This is a genomic window from Paenibacillus monticola, assembly GCF_009664975.1.
GTDB classification, from domain to species: domain Bacteria; phylum Bacillota; class Bacilli; order Paenibacillales; family Paenibacillaceae; genus Paenibacillus_AQ; species Paenibacillus_AQ monticola.
Window position 1 is genome coordinate 477,242 of the sequence record NZ_WJXB01000003.1, and the last position, 24,306, is coordinate 501,547.

Here is a 24,306-nt window from a genome sequence, read left to right on the forward strand (position 1 = left end):
CTGTTTATATATTCAGCGCTATATAAGTTAAACTTAGATTTCCCTAAAACGGCTTTAATCGTAACTGCGGTGAATATTTGGACTTACGGCCGCTGTTGTCTCCAGATTTCTTGATTTATTCCACTCTTAGCGGATGAAATCCGAAAACTGCTTATGCTTACGATGCGAGCTTTCCTACGGAAAGCTTGTGGGCGGTCGCTATCGCTCCTACAGTTCCAAAATCCCCCTCCGTTACTGCTGCCTTTTCTTATGTTATTTAGTTCATCTTATATAGCTATACTGAGGCCGCTTCCAAACGCAGCCGCAGTTGCGCACCTGGGTGGCAGAGTTCAGGCTGCCCATCTTGTATTGTGAAGGCTAAATCTTCACGATTGCTTGCGGCGGCTGAAACTGTAACTTCATCGCGGCTGATATGCAGCCTAAAGCTTCCGCCCCGTAGAACAACTGGCAGTTCCACAGATTGCCACTGTTTGGGCAACGATGGATGGATATGGACGGTCTCCCCGTCAAAATAAAGTCCCGCGAAGCCTAACACCGCAGCCATCCAGGCACCGCCGTTCGCGGCAGGATGGGTTCCGCCAATATAGAGGTCACCTACATATTGCTTCGACACTCCGGTCAGATCAACGGTAGCCGTCCGCATAAAATACGGATATCCCCAATCGGGAGAACCGATATCGGCAGCGACCAGCGCATAGATGCAAGGACTGAGACTGGACCCATGCTCCGTACGCGGTTCGTAGAATTCCCAGTTCGCTTTTTTCACAGCTTTAGTGAAGGAATGCTTAAATAGGTTGAGCATCAAGACAATATCCGCCTGCTTCAGAATCGTGGTTGTGGTTGCCAGCCCGTTGCCGCCGCCCCAATACTCATGCTTGTTAATCACTCGCGATTTCAGCTCAGCCAGTGTTACCTCCTCCAGCTTGTGATAACGGTCGAATTGTTCAATGATGAGACTTTCAGGGTCTGGTTGCGGAACATAAAAGCTATCCAGCATGGCTTCGAATTCTGCCAGATAGGGTCCAGCACTGAACTGTGCAGATAAATCCCGGTAGGCTTCCGGATATTTCTCTTTCAACAGCTCTGCCGTCCGCATCGCAATTTCTAGTGTCTCCTTAACTAGGGCATTGGTAAAAGCATTATTGTTTACGCGCTCATGATATTCATCCGGACCGGTGACATCGAGAATTTCGTAGCGCTCTTTTACCGAATTGTAATAGGCATAAGAATAGAAGAAACGGGCGCATTCCCAGACAACCTCGGCCCCTCCGTCCAGCAGCAAAGAATCATCGCCGGTAAATTGTACATATTGCCAGATTCCATGCACAACATCTGCACTGATATGAACCTGCTTATCCCGGAAAAAGGTGCGCATGGGCCGGCCGGTGAAAACATCATTCACATTGAATAAAGTACAAGCATCATCCCCTGTGTCCTGGCTTTCCCAAGCATAAAAAGCACCCAAGAAACCATATTCCGCCGCTTTGCGCCGCGCCCCGTCCAGCGTATGAATACGGTACATCATCAAATTACGGGCAATACCCGGATCACTATGCAGGAAAAAGGGCAGCATGAACATTTCAGTATCCCAGAACACTGCACCTTTATACACCTGACCCGATAATCCCCGGGCTGGGATTGACACCTTCTCCGATTCAGCCGGGGCGATAATCAGCAGCTGATAAATACTGTATCTTAGTGCAAACTGTGCTTCCTCATCGCCTTCGATAATCACATCACTGTGAGACCATCTATCCTCCCACAGCTGACGGTGGTTGTTCAAGAGCACTGCATAGCCCTGCGCTTGAGCGGAGCGGACAGCATGTACTGCTGCCTCAATAGGAGTTGGAGTATCTCCGGCATTAAGAGCATCCAGCCCCGTATATACCGCGACATATTTATACCACTCATAGGTCTCTCCTGCCCGGACTTCAACAGAAATTCGCCGTAAAGCTTTACCTTCGTCGATCTGCTGCTCTCCGAAGCTGAACACTGCTTGTTCGGCTACAACAACCGGGATTTTCAATTCTCCTGTAATTGCAGATGTAATTAGTACATCCTTCTCCAACTGCTCCTGCAGCTCAAAAAGATGAGGGCCATTAATATCCCATACCTTGCCGTCAATCCCCGTCTCGATAACAATCCGGCAGTCACGCGTACTGTGGATACTCAGCCTGCTTACCAGCAGATGTTGATTATCCAGACTTGCAAAGCGCTCTGCGCTGAAGGTCAATAATCCCCCTTCAGGCAAGTTGTACACGGTCTCCCGGCAGTGGACCGCGCTGCGGATATCAAGCTCCTGTACATGGCTTGCCACTTCAGAGTCCAACACCGTAAGGTCCTCGCCGTCACAGGCTATTGAAGTATACAGACCATTTGGTGCATTCACAGGCTCCCGCCACTTGTCGCCAGCCTTGTCATAAAGACCGGCCAGTGTAACCGCAACAAGCTGTTCCTTGCCAAACTCCTCCAGCGTACCGCGATATCCCATGTAGCCGTTGCCGATCATATATTTGTTCCCGTTAGTCGTCACCAGATCCTTATCAAAATGAGTGTCTCTAGTACTCCAGCTCAACCTGCCAACATCCCTTCGCCCAGCGGAAGCACCGTACCGGAGTCATCCACCTTAATCTGCTGCCCATAGACAATTACTTCGGTACTCCCACCACTAATTGCACTAAGTTTCACTGTCGTTTGGTCAACGACAATACGGAGCAGCACTTCTTCGTACAACACCTGAAAGCTGTAAGAGCTCCAACGCTCCGGCAAAGTGGGCTGGAAGGATAACCGTTCTCCATCCGAGCGCATACCGCCAAAGCCATACACAATGTTCATCCAGGCTGCCGCAATGGAAGTAGTATGCAGCCCTTCCCGGGTATTGCGGTTATAGTTATCCAGATCAAGGCGTGTTGCGAACTCGAAGAAATTGTATGCCTCCTCATGCTTGTCAATTTCACTGGCGAGAATGGAGTGAATGGAAGGTGACAGGGATGACTCATGAATGCATCTTGGCTCGTAATATTCATAATTGGCAATTTTGGCTTCCTTGGAGAATTGCCCACTATATAAGAACATAAACATCAGCACATCCGGCTGTTTAATCATGTCATAACGATACAGGCGATCGTAAGACCAGTTCGAGTAGAGTGGGAACTCGGTCACTGGAATAGAATGAATATCAAGATGCGGCATATCAAAAAATCCATCATGCTCCTCATACACACCGCTGATCTCGTCCAGAGGAATCCGCATATGCTGCGCTTTGGAACTCCAATCCCCCAGTTCTTCTTCGCGCAGTGCAGTTCGGGCAACAACCTCGGCATATTCAGCTGGAGCTTGTTCTTTCATCACACGGAGGGTATCCAGCGTGTATTCAAATGATTTTTGGGCCATTAGATTGATATAACAATTATTGTTAACCATCAGTTGGAACTCGTCGGGGCCCATTACGCCAAAATAGCCGTATTCCCCGGTCCGCTGCCCCCATTGTCCACGGGTGGCATAGAAACGGCTGATCTGGATCAACATTTCTGCACCTTTACTGTACAGGAATGCTTGATCACCTGTATTTTTGACGTAATGCCAGATTCCGTAGGAAACCGCTGTGCCGACATGCAACTGCAGATTGGAATGCTGCCACAGATCACAGCTTTCCGTTCCATCAATCGTAGCAATTGGATAACAGGCGCCTTCACAATCTACATCTTTGGCACGCTCCATAGCTTCAGCCAAGGTCTTATATCTGAATTCCAGCAAGCTGCGGGCTGCCTTAGGATTGTTAAACATGTAGAAGGGAAGACAATAGGATTCTGTATCCCAGAAGGCCAGGCCACGATAGGCTTCACCCGTCAGCCCTTTAGCTCCAATGTTGAAGCCTGGATGATCGCCATGATAGGTCTGATAGAGCTGGAAGATGCAAAAACGAATTCCCTGCTGATTCTCGGGATCTCCCTCAATGTTGATATCGCTTGTCTCCCAAATTCTGCTCCAATAGTCAGCCTGTTCCGCAAGCACCGCAGTCTCGTCCAGCTTGCCAGCAGCTGCAGCAAGCTCCATGCCTTCGTTCCATAGCTCATCTGCTGTCCGGGTAGAATTGCTATCTGCACAGTTGACCACAAACTTCGTATAATAGGTTGTCTCTGCCTGCGACAGCTTTAAGCTGAAGCTCTGTCCGATAAATTTATCCCGCTCAATGCGGGTAGTCTGGAGGGGTTGCGGCGATTGCAGTGCAAAACCGGAAAAGAGCTTATTGCCGGTATGGATCGTACTGGCCATAATCCCTGTTACTGTGCCTTCCTCAGCGCTGTGGAGGCTGTTCCACATATTCTCGCCGCGTTCCTCATGAATGATGCCAAAATCAAGACCGGTACATACCTCTACACTTCCCGAGAAATTGAGTGGCTGAAAGGCTACCTGCTGCAAGCCCAAATGTGAGAGGGTCATGCTGACCATTCGCGTAAAGGTAACCTTCAGGCTTTTACCATTCTCCAGATGCCATACGAACTCGCGCTGGTAGGTTCCACTGCGAAAATCCAATCTGCGTGAATAGTCTGATATCGTGCTCTTCGCCAGATCAAGCTGCTCTCCATCCACAGTAATACGGGTATAGAGCCAGTCGACTGCATTCACCATATAGCGCAGAGAACGAATAATGCCTTTATAATGATTGCCAATCTCAAGTTGTTCATTTAATCCATTGAAATAGCTGCCCAGCAAGGAATCTCCACCGTAGCCTTCTTCAGCATATCCTCGCACACCCATGTACTCATTTCCCAACGAAAAAATGGATTCAGAGGTCCGATTCCGCTCCGGATCAAAGCCCTCTTCAATAATTGCCCACGGATCGACCTTTAAATATTTGTCTGCCACTTTAGCCATATTTTTATTTCTCCTTCGCCTGAGTTTGGCCTGCCCGTTCCCCCAGTTGAAGCAAGGAAACGATTAAACGCTCAATCTTTAGGATATCCCTCAAGCCTAGGGTCGCCAATGTCCGACTGTAATGGAGTTATGTGTATTTATACGGAGTTGGAGATTTCAACAGTTCACTAAAAATGTCTTCATTTCTGTCTTGTTATACAAAAAAGCATTCGTAATCCATTAATTGTAATTAATGGATTACGAATGCTGAAATAACTGAAAATTACTCTTTCATACCCCGTTTTAGAGGAAAAGCATATTAAATCTCACACCTTTTGAGTGAAAATAATCACAATGTTAAAAATTCGACACTTTTCCGTGAAATTTCTTAACCATAAAGAGGAATTTCAAGGTATAATTAATTTAAAATTTACTGAAAAACTGAGGGAATAAAGGGGATGTCGATTATGATTAAAGAACATTATAATGTTATCGAAGCCCGCGGGAATACAAACTGTTTCTCCGAACAAAATTTTAACAGACTTTTAGTCACAATGAAAGAGCGCATGATCCCTGAAGGATCACACCTGTTCTGGGAAGGTGACTACTCGGATAAATTGTTTTATATCAAACGTGGACGGGTGAAGCTAACCAAATCAACAGATGAAGGCAAAGAACTGATTCTTTATATGTATCAGGCCGGCGACATGGTGGGTCAAGCTGACCCGTTCTTCAGCACAAAGCACAGCTTCACAGCTGAAGTTATTGAAGAAAGTGAAGTTGGCGTTATCGAGCAGAAGGATCTGGAGATTCTTATCTGCCAGCATTGCGATTTTGCCATCGACTTTATGAAATGGATGGGTATTCACCACCGTCTCACACAGACGAAATTCCGTGATTTGATGATGTACGGCAAACCGGGTGCTCTCTGCTCTACGCTGATTCGTCTGGGCAATACCTATGGTGAGAGAAGCGGCGAGAATATCCTGATCAACAAAAAAATCACCCATACAGATCTGTCCAACATGATCGGTGCAACCCGTGAAAGTGTCAACCGGATGCTAAGCGATCTGCGTAAGAAGGACGCTGTAGAGTACGAGAATGGCATGATTGTTATCAAGGATTTAGGCATGCTTCAAGATATTTGCCACTGCGAATTGTGTCCGAACGAAATTTGCCGTATTTAATTTCATAATATAGTACCCTCTATTCACCTCATTGAAACATATATGGCCCAATATTCTGCATAATAAAATAGAGTGGTCAAATGCGCCCAAATCAGGGCGTATTTTTTTGTCTATATAAGTTGACCATAAGATTTTCTAAACAGGCTTCATCGCAACTGCGGTGAATGTTTGGACTTCCGGCCGCTCTTGTCTCCGGATTTCTTGATTTATTCCGCGTTTGCGGATGAAATCCGGAAACAAAGGCGGTCGCTATCGCTCCTCCAGTTCCAAAATCCCCCTCCGTTACTTATGCCTTTTGTTAATTTTTTTGTTCAACTTATATATCCTATTTACCTTCCCACTTATCTTAATATTCAACAGCAAAAGGCAATATCCCGCTCATCAGCCATTCCGCTGCCAAGACAGCCACGGGCGATGATGAGTCTAAGGAGATTAAGTGTAGGTCCACCCACTCTGTCCCCAGAGAATCCTGTCCCTCGAACATCGCGAGCTTTTGCGGCTCTTCATTCCCGATGATCTCCACAGCATACAGAACAGCTATGTGATGCATGTGGGTAAACGATTCCTCTGGATAGCGCACAAAAAAATCAAAGGTGCCAAGGTTGCTGTTTGCCTTGACGGACAGCCCTGTTTCTTCCATGAACTCTCTCTCCAGACCCTTCAGCAATGACTCATTATCCTCCAATCTCCCGCCCGGAAGATCGTACCTTCCTGTGTAAGGACCTTTCCCTTTATGAATAACAAGCATCTTCCCAGCACGCTCGCAGACTCCATAAACTCCAAAGTGCCTAAAACTCTTCATTCCAGTCATGACACCTCTCCATTCACTGCTACGTTATTTAGGGCCTATGGCATTTAATAAAGCAACCCCATTGACTATTAAGGGTACGATTCTTTGGGCTAAGGCAGACGGAGCTTCCGTTCTCCCCTCCAGATTCCAGCGATAGGTTACACCATAGATCGACCATCCTAACATGGTTGCAGTCGTTTCCAGCGTTTTTTCATCCGTAGTGTCGGTGACTTTAGTTATTAGTTGAAGAATAAATTTCTCTAATCGTTTCTTAATGTTTTCTTCAATGATCAGTGACACGGAATCATATTTTTTGACGCAGCTATTGCTTGATTCATGATAATCACATAATGAAAAAATAAGTTGCTGAATGGTCTCCTCCGTCAAGGGTGCCTCAGCATCGATTCTTTGGAGAAAATACTCCAGAAACGCAGCTGCCAAAAGGGCTTCAAGCAGTGCGTATTTATCTGCAAAATGGGCATAGAACGTAGCCCGGTTAATGGTTGCTTTTCGGGTAATATCACTGATCGTCATCGTGTTGAAGTCCATGGTATGTAATAGCTCTGCGAAGGCATCCATAATTAATTGACGTGTTCGAATGACGCGCGGATCGTTTGGGTTTGGTGAAAGTTCAGCAGGCATCCTCAAAACACTCCTTTCGATAAATCAATTATAAACGTAACATCCAACAATTTCACGCTCCTTTCGTATAAGCAACAAAAAGAGTAGATTGTTGGTTGAAGGTTACCTAGGAGATTGCTAAGATTGCACTCATACCCCGCTCGAACACAATATAGGAGGCGTTATTCTTGAGTAACCAACAGCAAAAAATTCATTCTACGGAAGCATTGTTTCAACCCTTTACTATTCATAATTTAACCCTTTCTACTCGTATCATAATGTCACCAATGGCCCGTGCCTTTTCTCCAGAGGGTGTGCCGGGAGCGGATGTAGCGGCTTATTATCGCCGGCGTGCAGAGAATGGTGTCGGTCTTATTATTACGGAAGGTGCAATGATTGAGCATCCGGCTGCAACGAGTGAGCCGAGATTGCCTAACATGTATGGCGAAGCGGCTCTAAACGGTTGGGCTGAAGTGGTCAGACAAGTTCATGAAGCTGGTGGCAAGATTTTCCCACAAATTTTGCATATGGGCATGGTTCGTCCACTGGGAGCTCAGCCTAATCCGGAGGCTCTCTCGATTGGACCCTCGGGGCTGGACCTGGAAGGAAACAAAGTGACTGAACCGATGACAGAAGAAGAAATCGCCAGCGTCATACAGGCCTATGCTGAGGCAGCAGCAAATGCAAAGCGAATAGGCTTTGATGGTATTGAACTTCACGGTGCTCATGGTTTTCTGATTGATCAATTCTTCTGGGAGAAAACAAATGAGCGGAGTGATCGCTATGGCGGCGACATGCTGAAACGTGTGCAGTTCGCTGCCCAACTTGTTCAGGCTGTCCGTGCTGCTGTAGGCCCTGGCTACCCCATTGCAATGCGTCTATCCCAATGGAAAATGAATGATTATAATGCGAAGCTGGTCGATACGCCGGAACAATTAGAGCAATTCTTGAGTGTGTTGGTCACAGCAGGTGTGGACATATTCCATTGCTCGACACGCCACTTCGGAGAGTCCGAATTTGAAGGTTCCAAACTTAGCTTTGCCGGATGGGTGAAGAAGCTTAGCGGAAAAACAACGATTACTGTAGGATCTGTAGGTATGGATAGTGATATGGATGATCTATTGGCGCGGCTGGACAACAATGAATTTGATCTGGTAGCCGTTGGGCGCGCACTTCTGGGCGATCCTGCATGGGCTACGAAAATACGTGAAGGCCGACTTCACGAACTTCAAGCTTTTACACCTGAAGCGGTTGGTACCCTGTTCTAATCTCAAAAATAATCAAAGGCTGCACTCGTGATCTATTAGATCCGGGTACAGCCTTTTTGAATTGATCTAACGCACTTTAGCGGTTCTGGCGAATCCCACGCACGGGAGAGATCAACCAGTAAGCCATGCCAACAAAAACACCGCCGCCTATGATGTTGCCCAAGGTAACTGGAATCATGTTGTGCATCCAACCCGCTAATGTAATGGTCTCGGGGTGGTTTGGAAGGAGCAGTGCTACGCTCAACAAGGTCATGTTGGCTACACTATGTTCATATCCGCTGGCGATAAAAGCAAACAGACACCACCAGATCAGAACAAGCTTGGCCGTTTCACTCTTGGCACGGGAGGACATCCATAAGGCTAGACAGACCAGCCAGTTACAGAGGATGCCGCGGAAGAACAATTCGGAGAACGGTAAACTCATTTTTTTGGCCGCAGCGGTAAAGATCAGATGCTCGGGGGGAATGGCCTTGAACAGTCCTGTACCTTGAATCAGCAGAGCCAAAATCACAGCGCCGGCAACGTTGCCTAGGAAGACGATAACCCAGTTTTTCACGGTATCCCAGACACTGGTTCTGCCAGCAAGAGTACTGGCGGTAAAGTACATATTATTGCCAGTAAACAGCTCAGAACCTGCAAAGACAACAAGTGTCAGCGCAATCCCAAAGGACGCACCCATAATAAGCGGTTGAAAAGGGGATTTGACTGCCGCCAGCGGTGCTCCCAATGAAAAGATAAGAATAATACCAATGCCTACATAAGCCCCAGCCAATAGTGCTGCCAGAAAGTACTTGGGTAAGCTTTCGTTCATTTTATCCCTTTTGCCCACTGCTACTTCTACGATATTCTCCACATTTTGCGTAAACATCCTACTCCACCCCGCCGTTTTCTATTTAATCTTGCAATTCTCAGCTTCTTTCTATAAGCTGACCCTAACGGTTTCTCCTACAAGGGTGACTGGATAAGTTACAGCCTGACCCTGATCCGGGGCTTGCACCTCGCCGGTGCGCAGATCGATTTTCCAATCATATAGTGGATCATACAGATAGTACCCAGATACGATTCCTTCTGCGAGTGGTCCACCTTTTGGATGAGGACTACGATTCTCTAGTGCATAAATGGTTTCGTCAGAGGCGCGGAATATAGCTAACTCCACATTGCCTGCGACAACTACACGGCCGATTCTAGGTAGAAAATCCGCTACTACTCCTACAATTACCTCTTGTTTGGTCAGTTCCATCGTTGTTCCTCCCCTTCTATAGCTACTTTGTTAAACCGTTGTCTTCTCAAAAAGTGCCGTACGCGTATTATCATCTTCCAGCATTTTCTTCCAAGGATCTGTAACCTGAGCCAAGGCAAAATCTATCCGTGCAGCCAGCTCTTTACGGTTCATTTCATTGTCCATAATGGCTGTTTGGATCGTTTCCAGTCCCATACGCTCTACCCACTCTGAGGTTCTTTCCAGGTAGTTGCCGGTTTCACGGTAGTATTGCATCACTGCAGAGCATACTTCCAGCAACTCTTCATCCGTCTTCACCTTGCAAAAAGCATCAGCAATACGGGGCTTGATGCCGCCATTCCCACCGATAAATATTTCCCAGCCGCCGTCATTGCCGACGATGCCGATATCCTTCGTACAGGATTCTGCACAGTTGCGCGGGCAGCCATTGACTGCTATTTTGAATTTAGCCGGAAAATCAAGACGTTCGTATTTACGCTCTATTAGCGCGCCCATACCCATCGAATCCTGCGTACCAAAGCGGCAGAACTGCGAGCCTACACAAGTCTTGACGGTACGCAGAGATTTGGCGTAAGCATAACCCGATGGCATATCCAGCTCTTCCCAGACCTTTGGCACATCCTCTTTCTTCACCCCGATCAGGTCCAGACGCTGGCCTCCGGTTACCTTCACAACCTTCACATCATACTTCAACGATACTGCGGCAATCTTCATCAAATCTTCAGGTGTAGTCACCCCACCGTACATCCGCGGAACGACCGTGAACGTGCCATCCTTCTGAATATTGGCGCCCATCCGTTCGTTTACAAAACGTGATTCCTTCTCATCCTCATGCGTGTCGGGATAAATCATACCCAGATAATAGTTAACCGCCGGACGGCATTTGGAGCAGCCTTCTGCCTGTTTCCAGTCCAGTACGTTCATGACCTCTTTAGTGGTTCTCAGGCCTTTGGTCGTAATCTCAGCGACAATCTCATCGCGACTAAGCGTTGTACAGCTGCAAATCCCCTGCTTCGCACCTTGCTGAAAGCTGTCTCCCAGCACGAATTGTAGAATTTGTTCTACAACCGGTTTACAGCCACCGCAAGAACGGGTAGCACCAGTACACGCTTTGATCTCATCAACGGTAGTGAAGCCGTTCTCGGTGACTGCGTCTACTATCGCTTTCTTGGTTACGCCGTTGCAGCCGCAGACAATTTCTTCATCCGCCATGGCTTCAATGGACATGCTCTTCTTGGCACCACCGTCACCGCAGCAGCCGGTGCCCATAACCTCGGCATAAATCGCGTCAGTCATTTCTGCACCTTGCTTAACCAGCTTCTGCAAGCTGGCTGATTCGGTCACATCGCCGAACAGGACCGCGCCTACAATGATATTATTTTTGAGCAAAATCTTCTTGTAGGTTCTCTTCCAATCATCCTTGGCTGAGATCACCGTATGTTCAGGAGAATCTATGAATTCACCAGCAGAAAAGACGTCTACGCCGGATATTTTAAGTTTTGTAGATACAACGGAGCCTTCATAGGGATTAGTTTCGACCCCGCACAGATGTTTAGCTAGTATCATTCCCTGCTCGAATAGTGGAGCGACCAGGCCGTAACACAACCCGCGATGCTCGGTACATTCGCCGACAGAATATACATTTTCCATTGAAGTTTGCAGATAATCATTAACCACAATCCCGCGATTTACCGTAATTCCACTATCTTTAGCTAGAGCTACATTCGGCTTAATTCCGACAGCCATAACAACAAAGTCTGCAGCAAGCTCCGTATCATCACTGAAACGCAGGCCGCTAACCCGTTGTTCGCCCATCAATTCGACTGTTTGTTTGCCCATCGCGAATTTCACACCTTGACGTGTAAGTTCGGCTTGCAGCATGGAGGATGCATTGCGATCGAGCTGGCGCTCCATCAGGTCCTCCATCAGATGCACAACCGTAACGTCCATCCCAAGGTTAACCAGTCCTTTGGCCGCTTCCAAACCGAGTAATCCACCGCCAATGACAGCCGCCTTGCTGTACTGTTTGGCCGCTGCCAACATCGTTTCACAATCCGCGATATCACGGAAACCAACCACACCATCTTTATCACTACCTGGAATAGGTAGTATGAACGAATTCGAGCCTGTCGCAATAATTACTTTATCGTAAGGAACTGCCATTCCGTTATCGGTGAATATTTGCTGGGAGGCTTCGTCAATTCTGGTGACTGTTGTTCCCGTGTGCAACGTAATGTTATTGTCTTTGTACCAATTCAAGTCGTTAAGTATAATATCTTCCACTGTTTTGCTGCCTTCAAGAACATAAGACAACATAATCCGATTGTAGTTGGGGTGTGGCTCACTGCCGAAGATGGTAATATCATACATACCGCCAAGCTTCAGTATCTGCTCGATTGTACCTACGCCTGCCATACCGTTGCCGACCAATACTAGCTTTTCTCTGTTTGCTGTCATGGCTCTTGTGCCTCCTCAAAGCTTCTGGATTCTATCTCTCACTTCTACCTATTGAAATTATACGTTTCAAATTTGAAGAGTGATGGTGATTCCAGTCACATCAAATGTGAAGGATTTCACATTAATGCGTTAGCCGATGAGAGATTGCAGACAAGACGCACCAATAGCCAGATCCCCTGCTCCAATAGCAGTGGTGATCTGGCATTTATATCATCATAGGTTTAACGTGTTGTTAATGAAATCTCCAGCTCATCCTGGGGACGCAGCTTCATATCCACCCCGCTGTCCAGCAGTTGCTTGCCGTTCACCTTCAGCTTCCATATTTCATTGGTGAGTGGCGTATAGGCCTTAACGGAAACTACTGACCGGTTATTCTCAGCCAACTGAACGATTCCACTACTTTTCAACAAGCTTCTTACCGAGACATCCTCCGTAAACAGCATGACATACGAGTGGGTCAATTGTGCCTGCTCGCTTCCTCCGTTCACGATCAGAATCACAGACTGCAGTGGATCTTCACCGGTCTCTGATTTTACCGTTATTACGAGATGCGCATCCTTATCAACGGAGCTGTTAAAGTCTGCAACGTTAATTATTGCGCCATCTACCTGAAGCTCCCAGTCCAAACCCTTCCCTAGAGAAACGTCACTCACCGAGAGAATACGGGTGCCATCTTGAGCAAATTGCACAATCCCGCTGTCTTTCAGCAGCTCCCGGATCGTTATCCCTTTGTGGTAGGAGTCACCTAACTGCCTATCGGAGCTTTCGGCAAGCTCATTGTCGCCAATAAGCAGCGAAAATGTCGGAGGCTTAGTGCTAACTACGGCATAATCTCCGTTCGTCTTGTCCTCAACTAATGAAGAACATCCACCTGCTGTTATTAAAATAATCAATCCTATCAACAAGCGCCACAGAAGTTTTGTGGGCATTCCTGGCACCGCCTTCTCCCACCCGATGACAACTGCTAGCAGCCTTACAGGTATGGTAGTCACTTATGTATACTGACCCTTTCAGGATATCGCAAATTAGCCCGGTTCTCAATAAATAATATAGAGGACGACTTAACTTGGTTCGTAATGGCTGATGTCTCCGTGCAGCACGATTTCCGGGACTCCGTCGATAATATCAATCTGGCAAAGGCAGGTCGGGTGGATGTAGGGTAAATCCCAAAGCTGCTCATTTGCTCTCCCTTCAAAATAAGCCATTAGATGCTTAATAATTACAGTGTGCGTTACAATAAGTACAGATTGCCCCTCGTGTGTCTCCATGATCTCCTGCAGTTTATGAAGTGACCTTGTCCGTACCTCCGCATAGGTCTCGCTTCCCTCAACTTTAAACTTCCCGGGTTCCTTCCAGAAATTATGCCATTGCTCAGGATAACCGGACTCCACCTCGGAAGAATAACATCCTTCCCATACACCGAAGCCCATCTCCATAAGCGCTTCGCTGGTCTTCAGCGGGATGTTACGCTCCCCACGGACAATTTCCGCAGTACGTAGTGCCCGAGGACTGGGACTTGCATAGATAGCATCCAGTGTTACCGTATGCATAGCCTTTCTCAGCCATTCAGCCTGTTGCAGACCAAGCGCAGTCAAGGCTGAATCCTGAAATCCCTGCATTCGATGCACCACATTCCATTCCGTCTCTCCATGCCGTACTAAATAAAGTTTTGTGTGCTTCATAACGATCTCCATCTCCCATCCCTAATATACTATTAATATACTATGGACCCTAAGACGTCAAACAGCCAGTCCTTCGCTATGAAGGCTGGCTGTTTGACGGACTCTTAAGTTCAATTAGTGCTGTTACTGATATCTTGGGAACAAAATGTTATTCTCCAGATGAACATGCTCAAAGGTCATTCCTTCCAGCTCTTCGAGCCGGGCATACGTCAAACGGTAAGTTGTACAAGCATGGCCTGGAGGGGTGAAGTCATTAGTGACCAGGCGAATCTTCTTCAGTATATCTCCAGCGGCATCATGCTCGTCTTCCAGCTTATTCAGAATAAGACGCAGCTCGGCCAAAGCTTCTTCACTAGGATCTACCGAGTAAGCCAATATCTTAGGAAACTCACTTTCCTCTTCCTTGGCGGTGTGCTGCAGCAATTCTTCCTTAAGCGTATTGAACAGCGCATGCATTTCAGCTAAGTGAGGAGAATCTTCACCATGCACACGGAACACTTTAGCTACATTTTGTCCGATTAGAGGCAGCTCTTCACGCAAATAATGGTGGTGCTTATTAATAATATGTTCAATCAGCTGTGCGGAAGGCGCCGTATTCCATACCTTCTCTTCTTCAAGCACCGGATATTCTGCAAGCAGCTTATTCAAATCGCCCAGCATGCTGTCAATATCCAGACCACGCTCCGCAGCCGCATCAGCCAGCGGTCTTGCGCCGCCACAGCAGAAATCAATCTTGTTTGCTTTGAAATAATCCGCAGCTTTAGGGAATTGCAGCACAATATCTCTTACCAATGCTTCCCCATTAAAAGTGTTCAACGAAGGCTGTGCTATCTCTGAAGTTCTATCATAAGTTTGTTGGGTTTCCATAAAGGTTCCTCCTTGGGTTGTGTGTTCAGGTTTCTTCTACCTACTAACCATACTCCCGAAAGGAACCTTAACTTGTGATTGTAAGCACTGAATTTAAAACTGTTTGTTGGATAGAGTGAATTTCATAACGACGGAAAAATTTTCTTTATAGAGAAAATGATATCTTCTAACATGTTCATCTGTATTTACCGAAAAAGTTTACACGCATGAGGTTCTACGGAAATAACCATAAATTCTCACCTCATGAGTTTTATTGCAAAATCGACAAAAAAGAAACCTTGAAAGGCAGAAAGCCAATCAAGGTAAGACTATTATTTCTCGGTAAAATTGCTATACCTCTCTTTTAATTTGCTAATCAACCAGATAAACCATACAAGGTTTGACCCAACCTTCAATAACGACTTCTTTTACTTTCTCCTGCCAAAATGGCAAGATCGCATCAGTGAAATCGGTAATAATTTCTTCTATCCATGCTGTCTAAGCAGGTCGTTGGGAACTTAAATTTCATTTGTATCTCGGAAATATAATCTTCCCTGACTGTATATTTGTTCTCTTTAGTTCAACGATATGAAAACTTTCAATTATCACCAGTTCCGCTTTGAGAGATTCAATCTTTTCACTATTTGTTATTGGTTTTAAGACTTTATTATCTATCATCTCATTCATTTCCTCACATCCTTATCTGATTTGAGTAAAGATACCATAATGGTCGCCTGAATAATATACTGAAACATCACTACCCTGTACAAACCTTTGAGGAGCATTTCCTCCACTATTCTTTGCCTAAACCAAACATAATATTATCATCAACCGCATCCAATATTCCTGTTGTTAAGTTATTTATCCTTGTCTTGACTTTGTTTCCATTCGTAGTTCTTTCGCTACTGTTCGCTCTGCCGATGAGCCGGAACGAGACGCCGGTGCTGAGGGCTGAGATAGCTATCACAAAAAGCGACCTGTTTTGTATAACGATATTGCGTTAGATAGTATACTTTTCGACTTACAAGTGTGTACATCAATTTTCAGAAAAATTTGGTGTAGATATTACATGGGTTAAATGTGTTATTGATTAAATGATAGGTTCAATCAACTTGGTAGCCCCACCAAAAAAAGAAACTCCTGAACAATTCATTCAGGAGGATAAGTGATACAAGAGTATCTATTTATAAGCAACCTTTGAAGCAACAATATTTATGTTGTCTCCGGAATTAAGTAAAATAGTAAAATGCAATGCTTGACTGTCTTGCAGAGGGCTGTATTTCGTAATAAGTTCACTACTTTCTCTTATAACGAATTCATTGATATACATTCCTGCCCCCCACGGCTCATATAGACTAACATCAATAAAAAGTACTTCATCAAATATAAGTTCATTTTTATTGGTGTTTAGTTTAATTGGGATGCTTACTTTATGCTCATAATAATTACAAATAACATCTCTAATTTCAGCATCGTGTAAGTTGAGTTTCTCAATTTCATGCTGTGTCTGTTTGTTTATAGTAATCATAGTACCCTCCATCATTCAGGAACTTTAGGAACGCTATCACCCGGCCAATAATGGGTATTCCCCTGTTTCGGGATGCTCCATTCTGTTTTTACCATCAGGCGTTAGATGAAAATGGTCACCGTATTTAACATCCTTATTCCATTCATAAACTGCTTGTCCCGTCTCAGGGTCATTCCATTTGATAATATCACCGTTCTTATAATTTTTCCCAACTAATCCCGCTGGATTAAAGTCATTTGGACTTTCAGGAAACACATTTTGTGGAACAGCTTCACCCTTCCCCTCACCCGAGAAAAGACTAGTCGTATCCGACATTATGCTCTTAGTGCTATTTACTCGCTTTCTCCATGGGTAGTTACCGCTGCTGTAGCTGCTATTAAAGTTTCATTAATTCCTATACTCTTAAAAACGCATTACAAATATCTGCATTAGTTTATCAACGCTACTCAATGTGTTATTTAAGATATTGATTGAATGATATGTTTTGGTATTGGACACCTTCAAAAAAATAAGAACCTTGAAATGTACAAAGCCAATCAAGGTAAGGATATAGTAGATATTATTATTCAATTTACAATATTTGCTTTGCAAATTTCACATACTCATCTTTGAATTCAGTTTTCAATCTCAGTGTCTCCAAAAAGTCATGAATATAATTTTTGAGAACTGATTCAAAAATATGAATTGGAACATATTCTAAACCAGTTGAACAGAGAAAAGATATCCCCTCTTGATATAGTTCTTCGTTGTTCCACGTTATCTCTATTTGCTGACCAATCTTTCTAAAATAAATATCAAGTAGGTTTGAACCTCCCCTACTAGCAAACCATGAATGTTTGAATTCCCAGTTTTGTTTTTTACTAAACCACGCATCAAATTCATCATCATTGTCTGAATCAAAATCTAAACTATTAGTCAATAATTCTATCGCAGTTTTACCTTGGACAGGTAAAGGAAACTCTTCATCAGTTAAAATGGTCGAGAGATTTTCACGTAACCATTCTACTAAGTGAATCAAGTTCCATTCATAAGTGATTTCATGATTATTTCTAGAAAACTTACAAAGTTCTTTTCCATTGACCCAAAATTCAAACTTCCCCCAAGTTTCAGCAATCAATCCTTTTTCATTAAAAGGATTTTCAATAAAATCATATTTTATTGAAAAATATGTTTATCACCAAACACTCTCATGCCTAGACACCTCACTTGTTAAATTGGTTAAGCATGTCATTTGTTGATAAAAAAGTGCATACGACACGGGTAACCACAATTCATTCAACCCTCACAGTTACTTAACTTCATTCTATTTTGTTTACGTGAAAATACTTGTGTTATACCCTCACCCCAAAAATATCCTCTCTATTTACTGCTTCGTTTATTAATCACCATTCTAAAACACAAAAAACACCCCGCCATGGTTCATATCGCAGCGCGATATTGCAACAACCATTCGCAAAGGTGCATTTTAGTATCACTATTCCTCATTCTTTTATTGTACAAACGCCTGCATATACGTTCGCTTGCCAGCCGCATCCTTCAAATAAGGCCCCAAACCGGCAAAACGGGACTGATCGACATACACGCCGGTCATCCATCTGCCTTCGGTCAGGCCGCCATCCCATTGAAGCACTAGGTTAGGCGCGGCTATCCATTCCTGATAGACTCGTACGTTATGTTCTTTATATTCCTTACAGGGTTTAGAAAGCTCTAGCAGACGGATATCGCTAAGATAGGTAGGGACGAAATAGGTAGCAATCGTATCCAAATCTTCCCCGTCAAAAAAAGACTCCTCGCCTAAGAAAGGGTGAAACAGTTGCGTATTCTCGTACATGGACCAAATTACGGCCTGCAGCACCATGCTTTGGCGGATGCCGTTGTGAAACTTAAAGCTCCGCTGCTCACCGAAAACTCGCTCCTCCGCTGCTCTCTCAACATCGGTAGACTCCAGACAATGCCGCTCACAGCCAATACATTTCCACCCGTCAGGTCCTTGAATCCATTTCTGAAAGATGGTCCCACTCTCGTTATTACCTTTATAAAGAGAAGAAATAATACTGTAGGGCACTCCGATCCAAGCCTCCCATAAGGAATCAGGAAGATGGCTATGAAGCATGAACAACACCTTGTCATAAATGAGCTGCACCTTGATCGAAGCAGTCTCCAGCTCGGCAACATCCTCTTTGATATACGCAATCTCCCGGGAAAACAGGGTTGTCTTCATCTCCCTCGCCTCCTGATAGTTATGCTACTTACTCCATTCTGAGCAATTTGAGCAAGAACCAATATTAGTAAGCGTTTCCAGCACGGCCTGAGTAATGTTTTTCCTATTATATTACATACATCTATCCTAAGTGAATCTTTATTTTAATAAAATAAAAAAGCCCCTTCCCCCTATTAACGGGAAAAAGGAGCCAGCCCTCATCATTTACTGTAGATGAACTACTCTACCCAGCTCTCGGCCCAAGATTGAATCTGCTGCATAACAGGCTCCAGCGCATGGCCCTTGTCGGTCAGTTCATACTCAATGCGTACCGGTGTTTCCGGGTACACATGGCGTACCAGAATACCTTCGCATTCCAAATCCTTCATCCGCTCAGATAGCATCTTATCGCTCATTAATGGAATCAGACCGGAAATATCTTTAAAGCGTTTCGGTCCGCTCATTAATGTCTGAATAATAAGTCCATTCCATCGTTTGCCTAAGAAAGAGAAGGCAGTTTCGAATCTGGGGCACATCGTTAACTGATGTTGTTCCATTGTTCTCACCTCTCACTAGTGAAGCTTACTATTAGTTAGTATATATAATTTTACCACATTTTAATCGGGATGAACATCGTTTCCCAAAAAAAAGTTCATCTGCCTTAAATATTATATCTTTAATGTCAATCCTCGGTGCCTGCGGACGGTGCCCTTTGGGATATGGCCTCCGTTACAACAAAGCCAAGATCATCGTTTCCATAGAGCGAAAGTACTCCAAGAACGGTATCATCGGATATAAACCCCGCCTCTTCTAAGGATACCGTCAGTGCTAACGCATTACTAAGCGCCTCATTCCCCGCCTGCTCTGGGTAAGCTTGTAAATACAAGCTGTGCGGGTCCAGATTGTTATTAACACACCACTGGGCAAACACAAGGATCATCATCTCTTCATCACGTTTATAGCTTTCGATGATCTGCTCTTCCATCGATTTACGGTCATCTTCCAATAGCCTGCTCCTTTCTGCGATCCGTTAACCGGTCAGCTCTGCTGCCAGTATATGACTTGGCAATACAGCTGAAGCAGCAACTCCGCATTGCTCTGGTGTATCTAAGTTGCTCAGAAAATGATCGACTACTCCAGCAAAACCTCTTCTGTCCAGAATAGTATCCCAACTTCCGAAGCTCTGGCTGCGCGGCAACGCACCATTCTCGTAGAGCACCGCTTTATCCATATCGGCTACTTCCACTGATCTTCCATGCCCATGCAGCTCCACTTTCTCTTGATCTGCACCGGCATCACGAACCATACTATACGTACCAACCGTACCATTCGCCCAACCCAACATCCCGGAGGATTGTAATAATCGCCCATCTGTACCTGATTGCAGATTGCTGTGCAGCAGCTCATAATCACCGCCGCATAGCCACAGCAGCAAATCGAGCATGTGAATCAGATCATCATGCACAGTTTCATGGCTGCTGCTGGCTTGTTGCTTCGTGCGATGCTTAATCGCACTGCAGTGGCTAATGCCACCCGCCTTCTCCAGCCAGGCCTTAGCAGCAGCATACATCGGAGCATACCGACGGTTAAAGCCCACGGCCAATAGAAGCCCTTTATCTTCAGCAAGCGCTACCATCCGCCTGGATTCTCCCAGATCATAGGAAAGAGGTTTATCCACATATACCGCTACTCCATGCTGAAGGCATTGTGTGACGATATCGTAATGGGTTGGCGTGGGACTATGTACGAATACGGCATCGAGCTCCCAGGACAATAACTCATCTAAATGGGTGGTCCCTTTAGCTAAACGGTACATGTCCATCGCACTTTGCACCGTTGTCGGTGAATGGCTGAGTACGCCTACGACCTCTGCATGATCATGGCGGGAGAGCAGCGGCAGGTAGACTTTACGGGCAATATCGCCAATTCCGATCATGGCCACTCTTTTTCGTTCAGCACTACTCATAGGTGTATATCCCCCTCAATACCGGGAATTTTCCATTCCCGTATGTCTCTTTAAGCTATTATACCAAGACATAAGGCAGTGACAAATGATCTTTGCTTCAATAATTAGTTTTTTTTCAGTATGATGAGAGCATTGAGCGGAAGAAGGGGCATATTAAGATGAGAAAATGGCTGGTGGCGATCCTGTATGTTTCGGGCATAAGCATCGCGTTTATCTACAGATATAACATCCTAAGCTGGATGAAGCAGGATCATAATATAATCCTATCCATTGGTACCGCCACTTTACTGGCGATGTTCCCAGTCGTGCCCTATAAAGCCATCATTGGCTTGTACGGATATGCTTACGGGAGTCTGAGTGGTGCGATGATCTGCTGGTTGGCTACCAATCTGGCTGCTGCCATTATGTTCGGCGGGACCAAATATTTGTTCCGACACAAAGCGAGAAGCTATTTGGCTTCCGTGCCGATGCTTGAAAAGTTCACGGCTGCCGTGGAACGGCGCCCTTTCGCCTCTGTAGTACTAGCTCGACTGGCACCAGTTATCCCACAGACTGTCGTTAACGTCTACGCAGGGGCTGCCGGACTTCCTTTCTGGAGTTATATTGCTGCTTCAGCTGTCGGTAAAATACCCGGGATAGCCTTATTCGCCTTTCTCGGTGGCAATGTATTTCAACATCCCAAAAGTGCTGTTATCGCCATCATTATCTACGCCGCTGTGCTGGCTCTTGCCGGCTGGTCCCTACGCCCCCCTTCACCGGATGGGAAGAATCATATTTAAACTAACCTTGTTCAAGCTGGCAGACGATGCTTTTTTGCTTTATAATTAGATTGTGATCTATTTAATTGCATTCTGTGAATGGAGGGAAATTAATGAGTGATGTTCAACATAACGATATAGGGTCAAAGACGGAAAAGGCAACGTTCGCAGGTGGATGCTTCTGGTGTATGGTAACCCCATTTGAGGAGCTGCCCGGCATCATTGAAGTGGTCTCTGGTTACACCGGCGGTCATACCGTGAATCCAACCTATGAGGAGGTTTGCTCGGAAACTACAGGACATGTAGAGGCTGTGCAGATCACCTTTGATCCAGATATTTTCCCATACAGCAAATTGCTCGAACTGTTCTGGCAGCAGATTGATCCAACCGATGCAGGTGGACAATTCTATGACCGTGGCACTTCTTACGGAACCGCCATCTTCACGCATAGTGAAGAACAACGTCAGCAAGCTGAAGCCTCCAAGGTAGCTTTACAGAACAGCGGTCGCTTCACCAAGCCGATTATCACCCCAATCCTTCCGGCAGTAGCTTTCTACCGAGCGGAAGAATATCACCAAGGGTATCATCACAAGAACCCAGCACATTACAAGCGCTACCGTAAAGGGTCAGGCCGGGACGCTTTTATCGAGAATCACTGGACGCATAAAGAGGACAAAAAAAGCCTAAAGGAGCGCTTAACTCCGCTGCAATATGAAGTAACGCAGAATAGCGCTACGGAATCTCCTTTCCGCAATGATTTCTGGGATCACCACGGAGATGGGATTTATGTAGATATCGTATCGGGCGAGCCGTTATTCAGCTCATTGGACAAATTCGATTCCGACTGCGGCTGGCCCAGCTTCACGGGTCCAATTCGGAAATACTCCGTTAAAGAAAAAACAGATCTCACCCATTTAATGATCCGTACGGAAGTACGAAGCAAAGTAGCCGATTCTCATCTGGGCCATGTCTTCAATGATGGTCCCGGAGCGGACGGCCTGCGCTACTGCATTAATTCCGCGGCTCTACGATTTGTGCCCAAAGAGGATTTGGAGCAGGAAGGTTATGGAGAGTATCGCGCTCTTTTTCAGGGGATGTCTCATAAGTAAACCGTACAATGCTAAAAAACAGCAGGTCTCCCGTTATGGGGACTTGCTGTTTTTGGGTTAATCAAGAAGGAACAAATTCATTCCCGGCGCATCCACTGCTCTAGCCTGAAATCCGAATTTCTCATAAAATCCTTGTTTCCCTTTGGCAGATGCCAGTTGAATCCAGCGTATCCCTTTATCTTTGGCGTGGGTAATAAGCCGACTTAAGATGTCTTTGCCCAGACCTTGATTCTGATATTCAGGGAGTACCATCATCTCACAAATAAAACATTGTATTATGCCGTCGGAGACCATGCGACCTGAAGCCACAAGCTTATCGCCGTCATAGACCGTTACAATGTACCAGCTATTTCGGGCTGCTTCATGGAGCATTTCTTGGGTCCAATCTCCCTCCGGATTCCAACCAGTCGATTGAAATAATTGAAAGTAATCCTCTTTATCCGGATTACCCGTGCGAAAAGAAAAGGGCAAAACAGCCACCTCCAACACTCATTCTTGTTAGAACCAACAGCTTATTCTAAAATTCATTAATGACTCAAAGCCAAAATCAGAAGTTGACCTGTTGTGAGTAGAAACGCTACGACCCTCCGCTCCATCCGCACGTTTAGTTAACCTCTGATTTTTAGATAGAACCTCATTCATTTCACTATTCCTCTTTATTCTCTTCCTCTTTGATACTTTCCTTCACTTCTTGACGGCTGGTCTGACGAATCCGCTCAGTCCCATCATTGCGTTGACGTAATGCGTTCTTACGGAACCATAAGACAATCGCCAGAACAATACCTACAACAATTAGAAGTGGAAGAGCTCCTGCTAAGATGACAACGATCCACTGGAACGTAACAGATATCGCATGTAGACTAGCATTCAAAGCAGAAGAAGCCCGATCCATCAGCGGTCCTTGATCTGTTTCTTCCTTATCTACAACGGCCTTATCGGTCTGATACAGACGCAGCTCTACCGTGGAGAAGGAAACATTCTGGTCAATATAACGCATTCTGCCCTTAATTTGCTCGATTTGCTCTTGAATGGCACCCAGCTCATTCGCAAAGGAGACTAGATCACTTGATTTTGTCGCTTTTTTCATAAACTCGGTATATTGAACTTCCATCAATTGCTTAGCCTTCAGCCGTGATCCCAGATCGACGTATTCCTCGGAGACATCCTGTCCTTTAATGCTGCGCTCCAGCTTCTCATGTTTAACCTTATCCAGATTGCTCAGAAAAGAGGAGAAGCCAGAAGCTGGCACTTTCAGAATAAATGTTCCGCCCTGTTCGTATTCAGCACTAGTTTCTGTAAATTCGATAATATAACCATTTGCCAAACTAACCATATTGCGGATTTCAGTTTGCGCTTTAGCGTAATTCTCTACCTCCATGTTGAGATTGGCATGGTAGATCAGCTTCATATTTAGCCCGGCTACAACATCATTCCCGGTAAATCCAGCTGTTCCGTCAGCTGCATTCTCTGCTGTCGAGCTCTGGATGACTGTATCCTGGTCCCCACCAGTTTGCACAGCCGCCCCCTTTGAGGCTGGCGCAACAGCCGTCGATGCTAAACTCTCCGAGGATTCCGTCTTATTCAAGGGAGCAGCAGCAGTATCTGCCGTATTAGATACAGCTTCACCTGAATCAGACTTACTGAGACCTCCCCTGTCAGCAGCTGAATTATTGTCACTGCCCCCCGAACCACAGCCCGCTAAAGCAATTGCAAGAATTAATAAACATAAGTAGTGCAGACCCCATTTTCGCATACTCATACCTCCAGAAGTGTAGTGTGAACCTTACTTTCTTTGGT

At 45.5% G+C, this 24,306-nt stretch carries 23 protein-coding genes; 4 read left to right on the forward strand and 19 right to left on the reverse strand.

Annotated features, from left to right (window positions below; translation table 11 throughout):
* Positions 1 to 274 precede the first annotated feature (274 nt).
* Entirely contained in the window at positions 275 to 2,575 is a 2,301-nt protein-coding gene (locus GJB61_RS11355; protein WP_154118610.1) for a glycosyl hydrolase family 65 domain-containing protein, read from the reverse strand.
* Positions 2,572 to 4,878: a glycoside hydrolase family 65 protein gene (locus GJB61_RS11360; protein WP_154118611.1), complete on the reverse strand. Its 2,307-nt coding sequence runs from the start codon at positions 4,876 to 4,878 to the stop codon at positions 2,572 to 2,574. Before GJB61_RS11360 ends, GJB61_RS11355 begins: the two co-directional genes overlap by 4 nt.
* Positions 4,879 to 5,324: 446 nt before the next feature.
* Here GJB61_RS11360 and GJB61_RS11365 point away from each other — a divergent pair, with 446 nt between their 5' ends.
* Entirely contained in the window at positions 5,325 to 6,044 is a 720-nt protein-coding gene (locus GJB61_RS11365; RefSeq protein WP_154118612.1) for a Crp/Fnr family transcriptional regulator, read from the forward strand.
* Positions 6,045 to 6,390: 346 nt separating this feature from the next.
* Here the strand turns inward: GJB61_RS11365 and GJB61_RS11370 are convergent, their stop codons facing one another.
* Together GJB61_RS11370 and GJB61_RS11375 are read right to left on the reverse strand one after the other, a co-directional pair.
* Positions 6,391 to 6,855 carry an NUDIX hydrolase gene (locus GJB61_RS11370; protein ID WP_154118613.1) on the reverse strand — a complete coding sequence of 155 codons (465 nt, stop codon included), beginning with the start codon at positions 6,853 to 6,855 and terminating at the stop codon, positions 6,391 to 6,393.
* 24 nt (positions 6,856 to 6,879) lie between these two features.
* Positions 6,880 to 7,476 (reverse strand): TetR/AcrR family transcriptional regulator, encoded by a 597-nt coding sequence (locus GJB61_RS11375; protein ID WP_154118614.1) that lies wholly within the window; start codon positions 7,474 to 7,476, stop codon positions 6,880 to 6,882.
* A 167-nt stretch (positions 7,477 to 7,643) separates the two neighbouring features.
* Between GJB61_RS11375 and GJB61_RS11380 the strand changes: the two genes are divergently transcribed.
* Positions 7,644 to 8,723 carry an NADH:flavin oxidoreductase gene (locus tag GJB61_RS11380; RefSeq protein ID WP_154118615.1) on the forward strand — a complete coding sequence of 360 codons (1,080 nt, stop codon included), beginning with the start codon at positions 7,644 to 7,646 and terminating at the stop codon, positions 8,721 to 8,723.
* 76 nt (positions 8,724 to 8,799) lie between these two features.
* On the opposite strand, the gene GJB61_RS11385 is transcribed toward GJB61_RS11380, so the two are convergent.
* The 13 genes from GJB61_RS11385 to GJB61_RS11445 form a co-directional block, all read right to left on the reverse strand.
* Positions 8,800 to 9,591: a formate/nitrite transporter family protein gene (locus tag GJB61_RS11385; RefSeq protein ID WP_154118616.1), complete on the reverse strand. Its 792-nt coding sequence runs from the start codon at positions 9,589 to 9,591 to the stop codon at positions 8,800 to 8,802.
* A 51-nt stretch (positions 9,592 to 9,642) separates the two neighbouring features.
* Complete coding sequence (locus GJB61_RS11390; RefSeq protein WP_154118617.1) at positions 9,643 to 9,963, reverse strand: nitrite reductase (NAD(P)H) small subunit; 321 nt, start codon at positions 9,961 to 9,963, stop codon at positions 9,643 to 9,645.
* Positions 9,964 to 9,993: 30 nt separating this feature from the next.
* Positions 9,994 to 12,420 (reverse strand): nitrite reductase large subunit NirB, encoded by a 2,427-nt coding sequence (nirB, locus tag GJB61_RS11395; protein WP_154118618.1) that lies wholly within the window; start codon positions 12,418 to 12,420, stop codon positions 9,994 to 9,996.
* A 221-nt stretch (positions 12,421 to 12,641) separates the two neighbouring features.
* Positions 12,642 to 13,349 carry a hypothetical protein gene (locus GJB61_RS11400; protein WP_154118619.1) on the reverse strand — a complete coding sequence of 236 codons (708 nt, stop codon included), beginning with the start codon at positions 13,347 to 13,349 and terminating at the stop codon, positions 12,642 to 12,644.
* 132 nt (positions 13,350 to 13,481) lie between these two features.
* Positions 13,482 to 14,102, reverse strand: a complete 621-nt coding sequence (locus GJB61_RS11405) for a histidine phosphatase family protein (RefSeq protein WP_154118620.1) — start codon at positions 14,100 to 14,102, stop codon at positions 13,482 to 13,484.
* Positions 14,103 to 14,225: 123 nt separating this feature from the next.
* Positions 14,226 to 14,969, reverse strand: coding sequence for an iron-sulfur cluster repair di-iron protein (gene ric / locus GJB61_RS11410; protein ID WP_154118621.1), 744 nt, complete (start codon positions 14,967 to 14,969; stop codon positions 14,226 to 14,228).
* 1,159 nt (positions 14,970 to 16,128) lie between these two features.
* Positions 16,129 to 16,476: a hypothetical protein gene (locus tag GJB61_RS11415; RefSeq protein WP_154118622.1), complete on the reverse strand. Its 348-nt coding sequence runs from the start codon at positions 16,474 to 16,476 to the stop codon at positions 16,129 to 16,131.
* A gap of 36 nt (positions 16,477 to 16,512) precedes the next feature.
* The gene (locus GJB61_RS11420; protein ID WP_154118623.1) at positions 16,513 to 16,791 is read right to left on the reverse strand and encodes a hypothetical protein; all 279 of its coding nucleotides are present in this window, start codon (positions 16,789 to 16,791) and stop codon (positions 16,513 to 16,515) included.
* 256 nt (positions 16,792 to 17,047) lie between these two features.
* Positions 17,048 to 17,593, reverse strand: coding sequence for a hypothetical protein (locus GJB61_RS11425; RefSeq protein ID WP_229521598.1), 546 nt, complete (start codon positions 17,591 to 17,593; stop codon positions 17,048 to 17,050).
* A 372-nt stretch (positions 17,594 to 17,965) separates the two neighbouring features.
* Positions 17,966 to 18,697 (reverse strand): hypothetical protein, encoded by a 732-nt coding sequence (locus GJB61_RS11430; protein ID WP_154118624.1) that lies wholly within the window; start codon positions 18,695 to 18,697, stop codon positions 17,966 to 17,968.
* 218 nt (positions 18,698 to 18,915) lie between these two features.
* On the reverse strand, positions 18,916 to 19,233 hold the full coding sequence (locus GJB61_RS11435; protein ID WP_154118625.1) for a winged helix-turn-helix transcriptional regulator: 318 nt from the start codon (positions 19,231 to 19,233) through the stop codon (positions 18,916 to 18,918).
* A gap of 125 nt (positions 19,234 to 19,358) precedes the next feature.
* Positions 19,359 to 19,682 carry a hypothetical protein gene (locus tag GJB61_RS11440; RefSeq protein WP_154118626.1) on the reverse strand — a complete coding sequence of 108 codons (324 nt, stop codon included), beginning with the start codon at positions 19,680 to 19,682 and terminating at the stop codon, positions 19,359 to 19,361.
* 24 nt (positions 19,683 to 19,706) lie between these two features.
* Positions 19,707 to 20,642 carry a Gfo/Idh/MocA family protein gene (locus GJB61_RS11445; protein ID WP_154118627.1) on the reverse strand — a complete coding sequence of 312 codons (936 nt, stop codon included), beginning with the start codon at positions 20,640 to 20,642 and terminating at the stop codon, positions 19,707 to 19,709.
* A 158-nt stretch (positions 20,643 to 20,800) separates the two neighbouring features.
* Between GJB61_RS11445 and GJB61_RS11450 the strand changes: the two genes are divergently transcribed.
* Together GJB61_RS11450 and msrA are read left to right on the forward strand one after the other, a co-directional pair.
* A complete protein-coding gene (locus GJB61_RS11450; RefSeq protein WP_154118628.1) occupies positions 20,801 to 21,421 on the forward strand; it encodes a TVP38/TMEM64 family protein in 621 nt (206 codons plus the stop codon).
* A gap of 92 nt (positions 21,422 to 21,513) precedes the next feature.
* Positions 21,514 to 22,509: a peptide-methionine (S)-S-oxide reductase MsrA gene (msrA, locus tag GJB61_RS11455; RefSeq protein WP_154118629.1), complete on the forward strand. Its 996-nt coding sequence runs from the start codon at positions 21,514 to 21,516 to the stop codon at positions 22,507 to 22,509.
* 57 nt (positions 22,510 to 22,566) lie between these two features.
* Here the strand turns inward: msrA and GJB61_RS11460 are convergent, their stop codons facing one another.
* Positions 22,567 to 22,980 (reverse strand): GNAT family N-acetyltransferase, encoded by a 414-nt coding sequence (locus GJB61_RS11460; protein ID WP_154118630.1) that lies wholly within the window; start codon positions 22,978 to 22,980, stop codon positions 22,567 to 22,569.
* Positions 22,981 to 23,155: 175 nt separating this feature from the next.
* Positions 23,156 to 24,262, reverse strand: coding sequence for a DUF4349 domain-containing protein (locus GJB61_RS11465; RefSeq protein ID WP_195724306.1), 1,107 nt, complete (start codon positions 24,260 to 24,262; stop codon positions 23,156 to 23,158).
* Positions 24,263 to 24,306 lie beyond the last annotated feature (44 nt).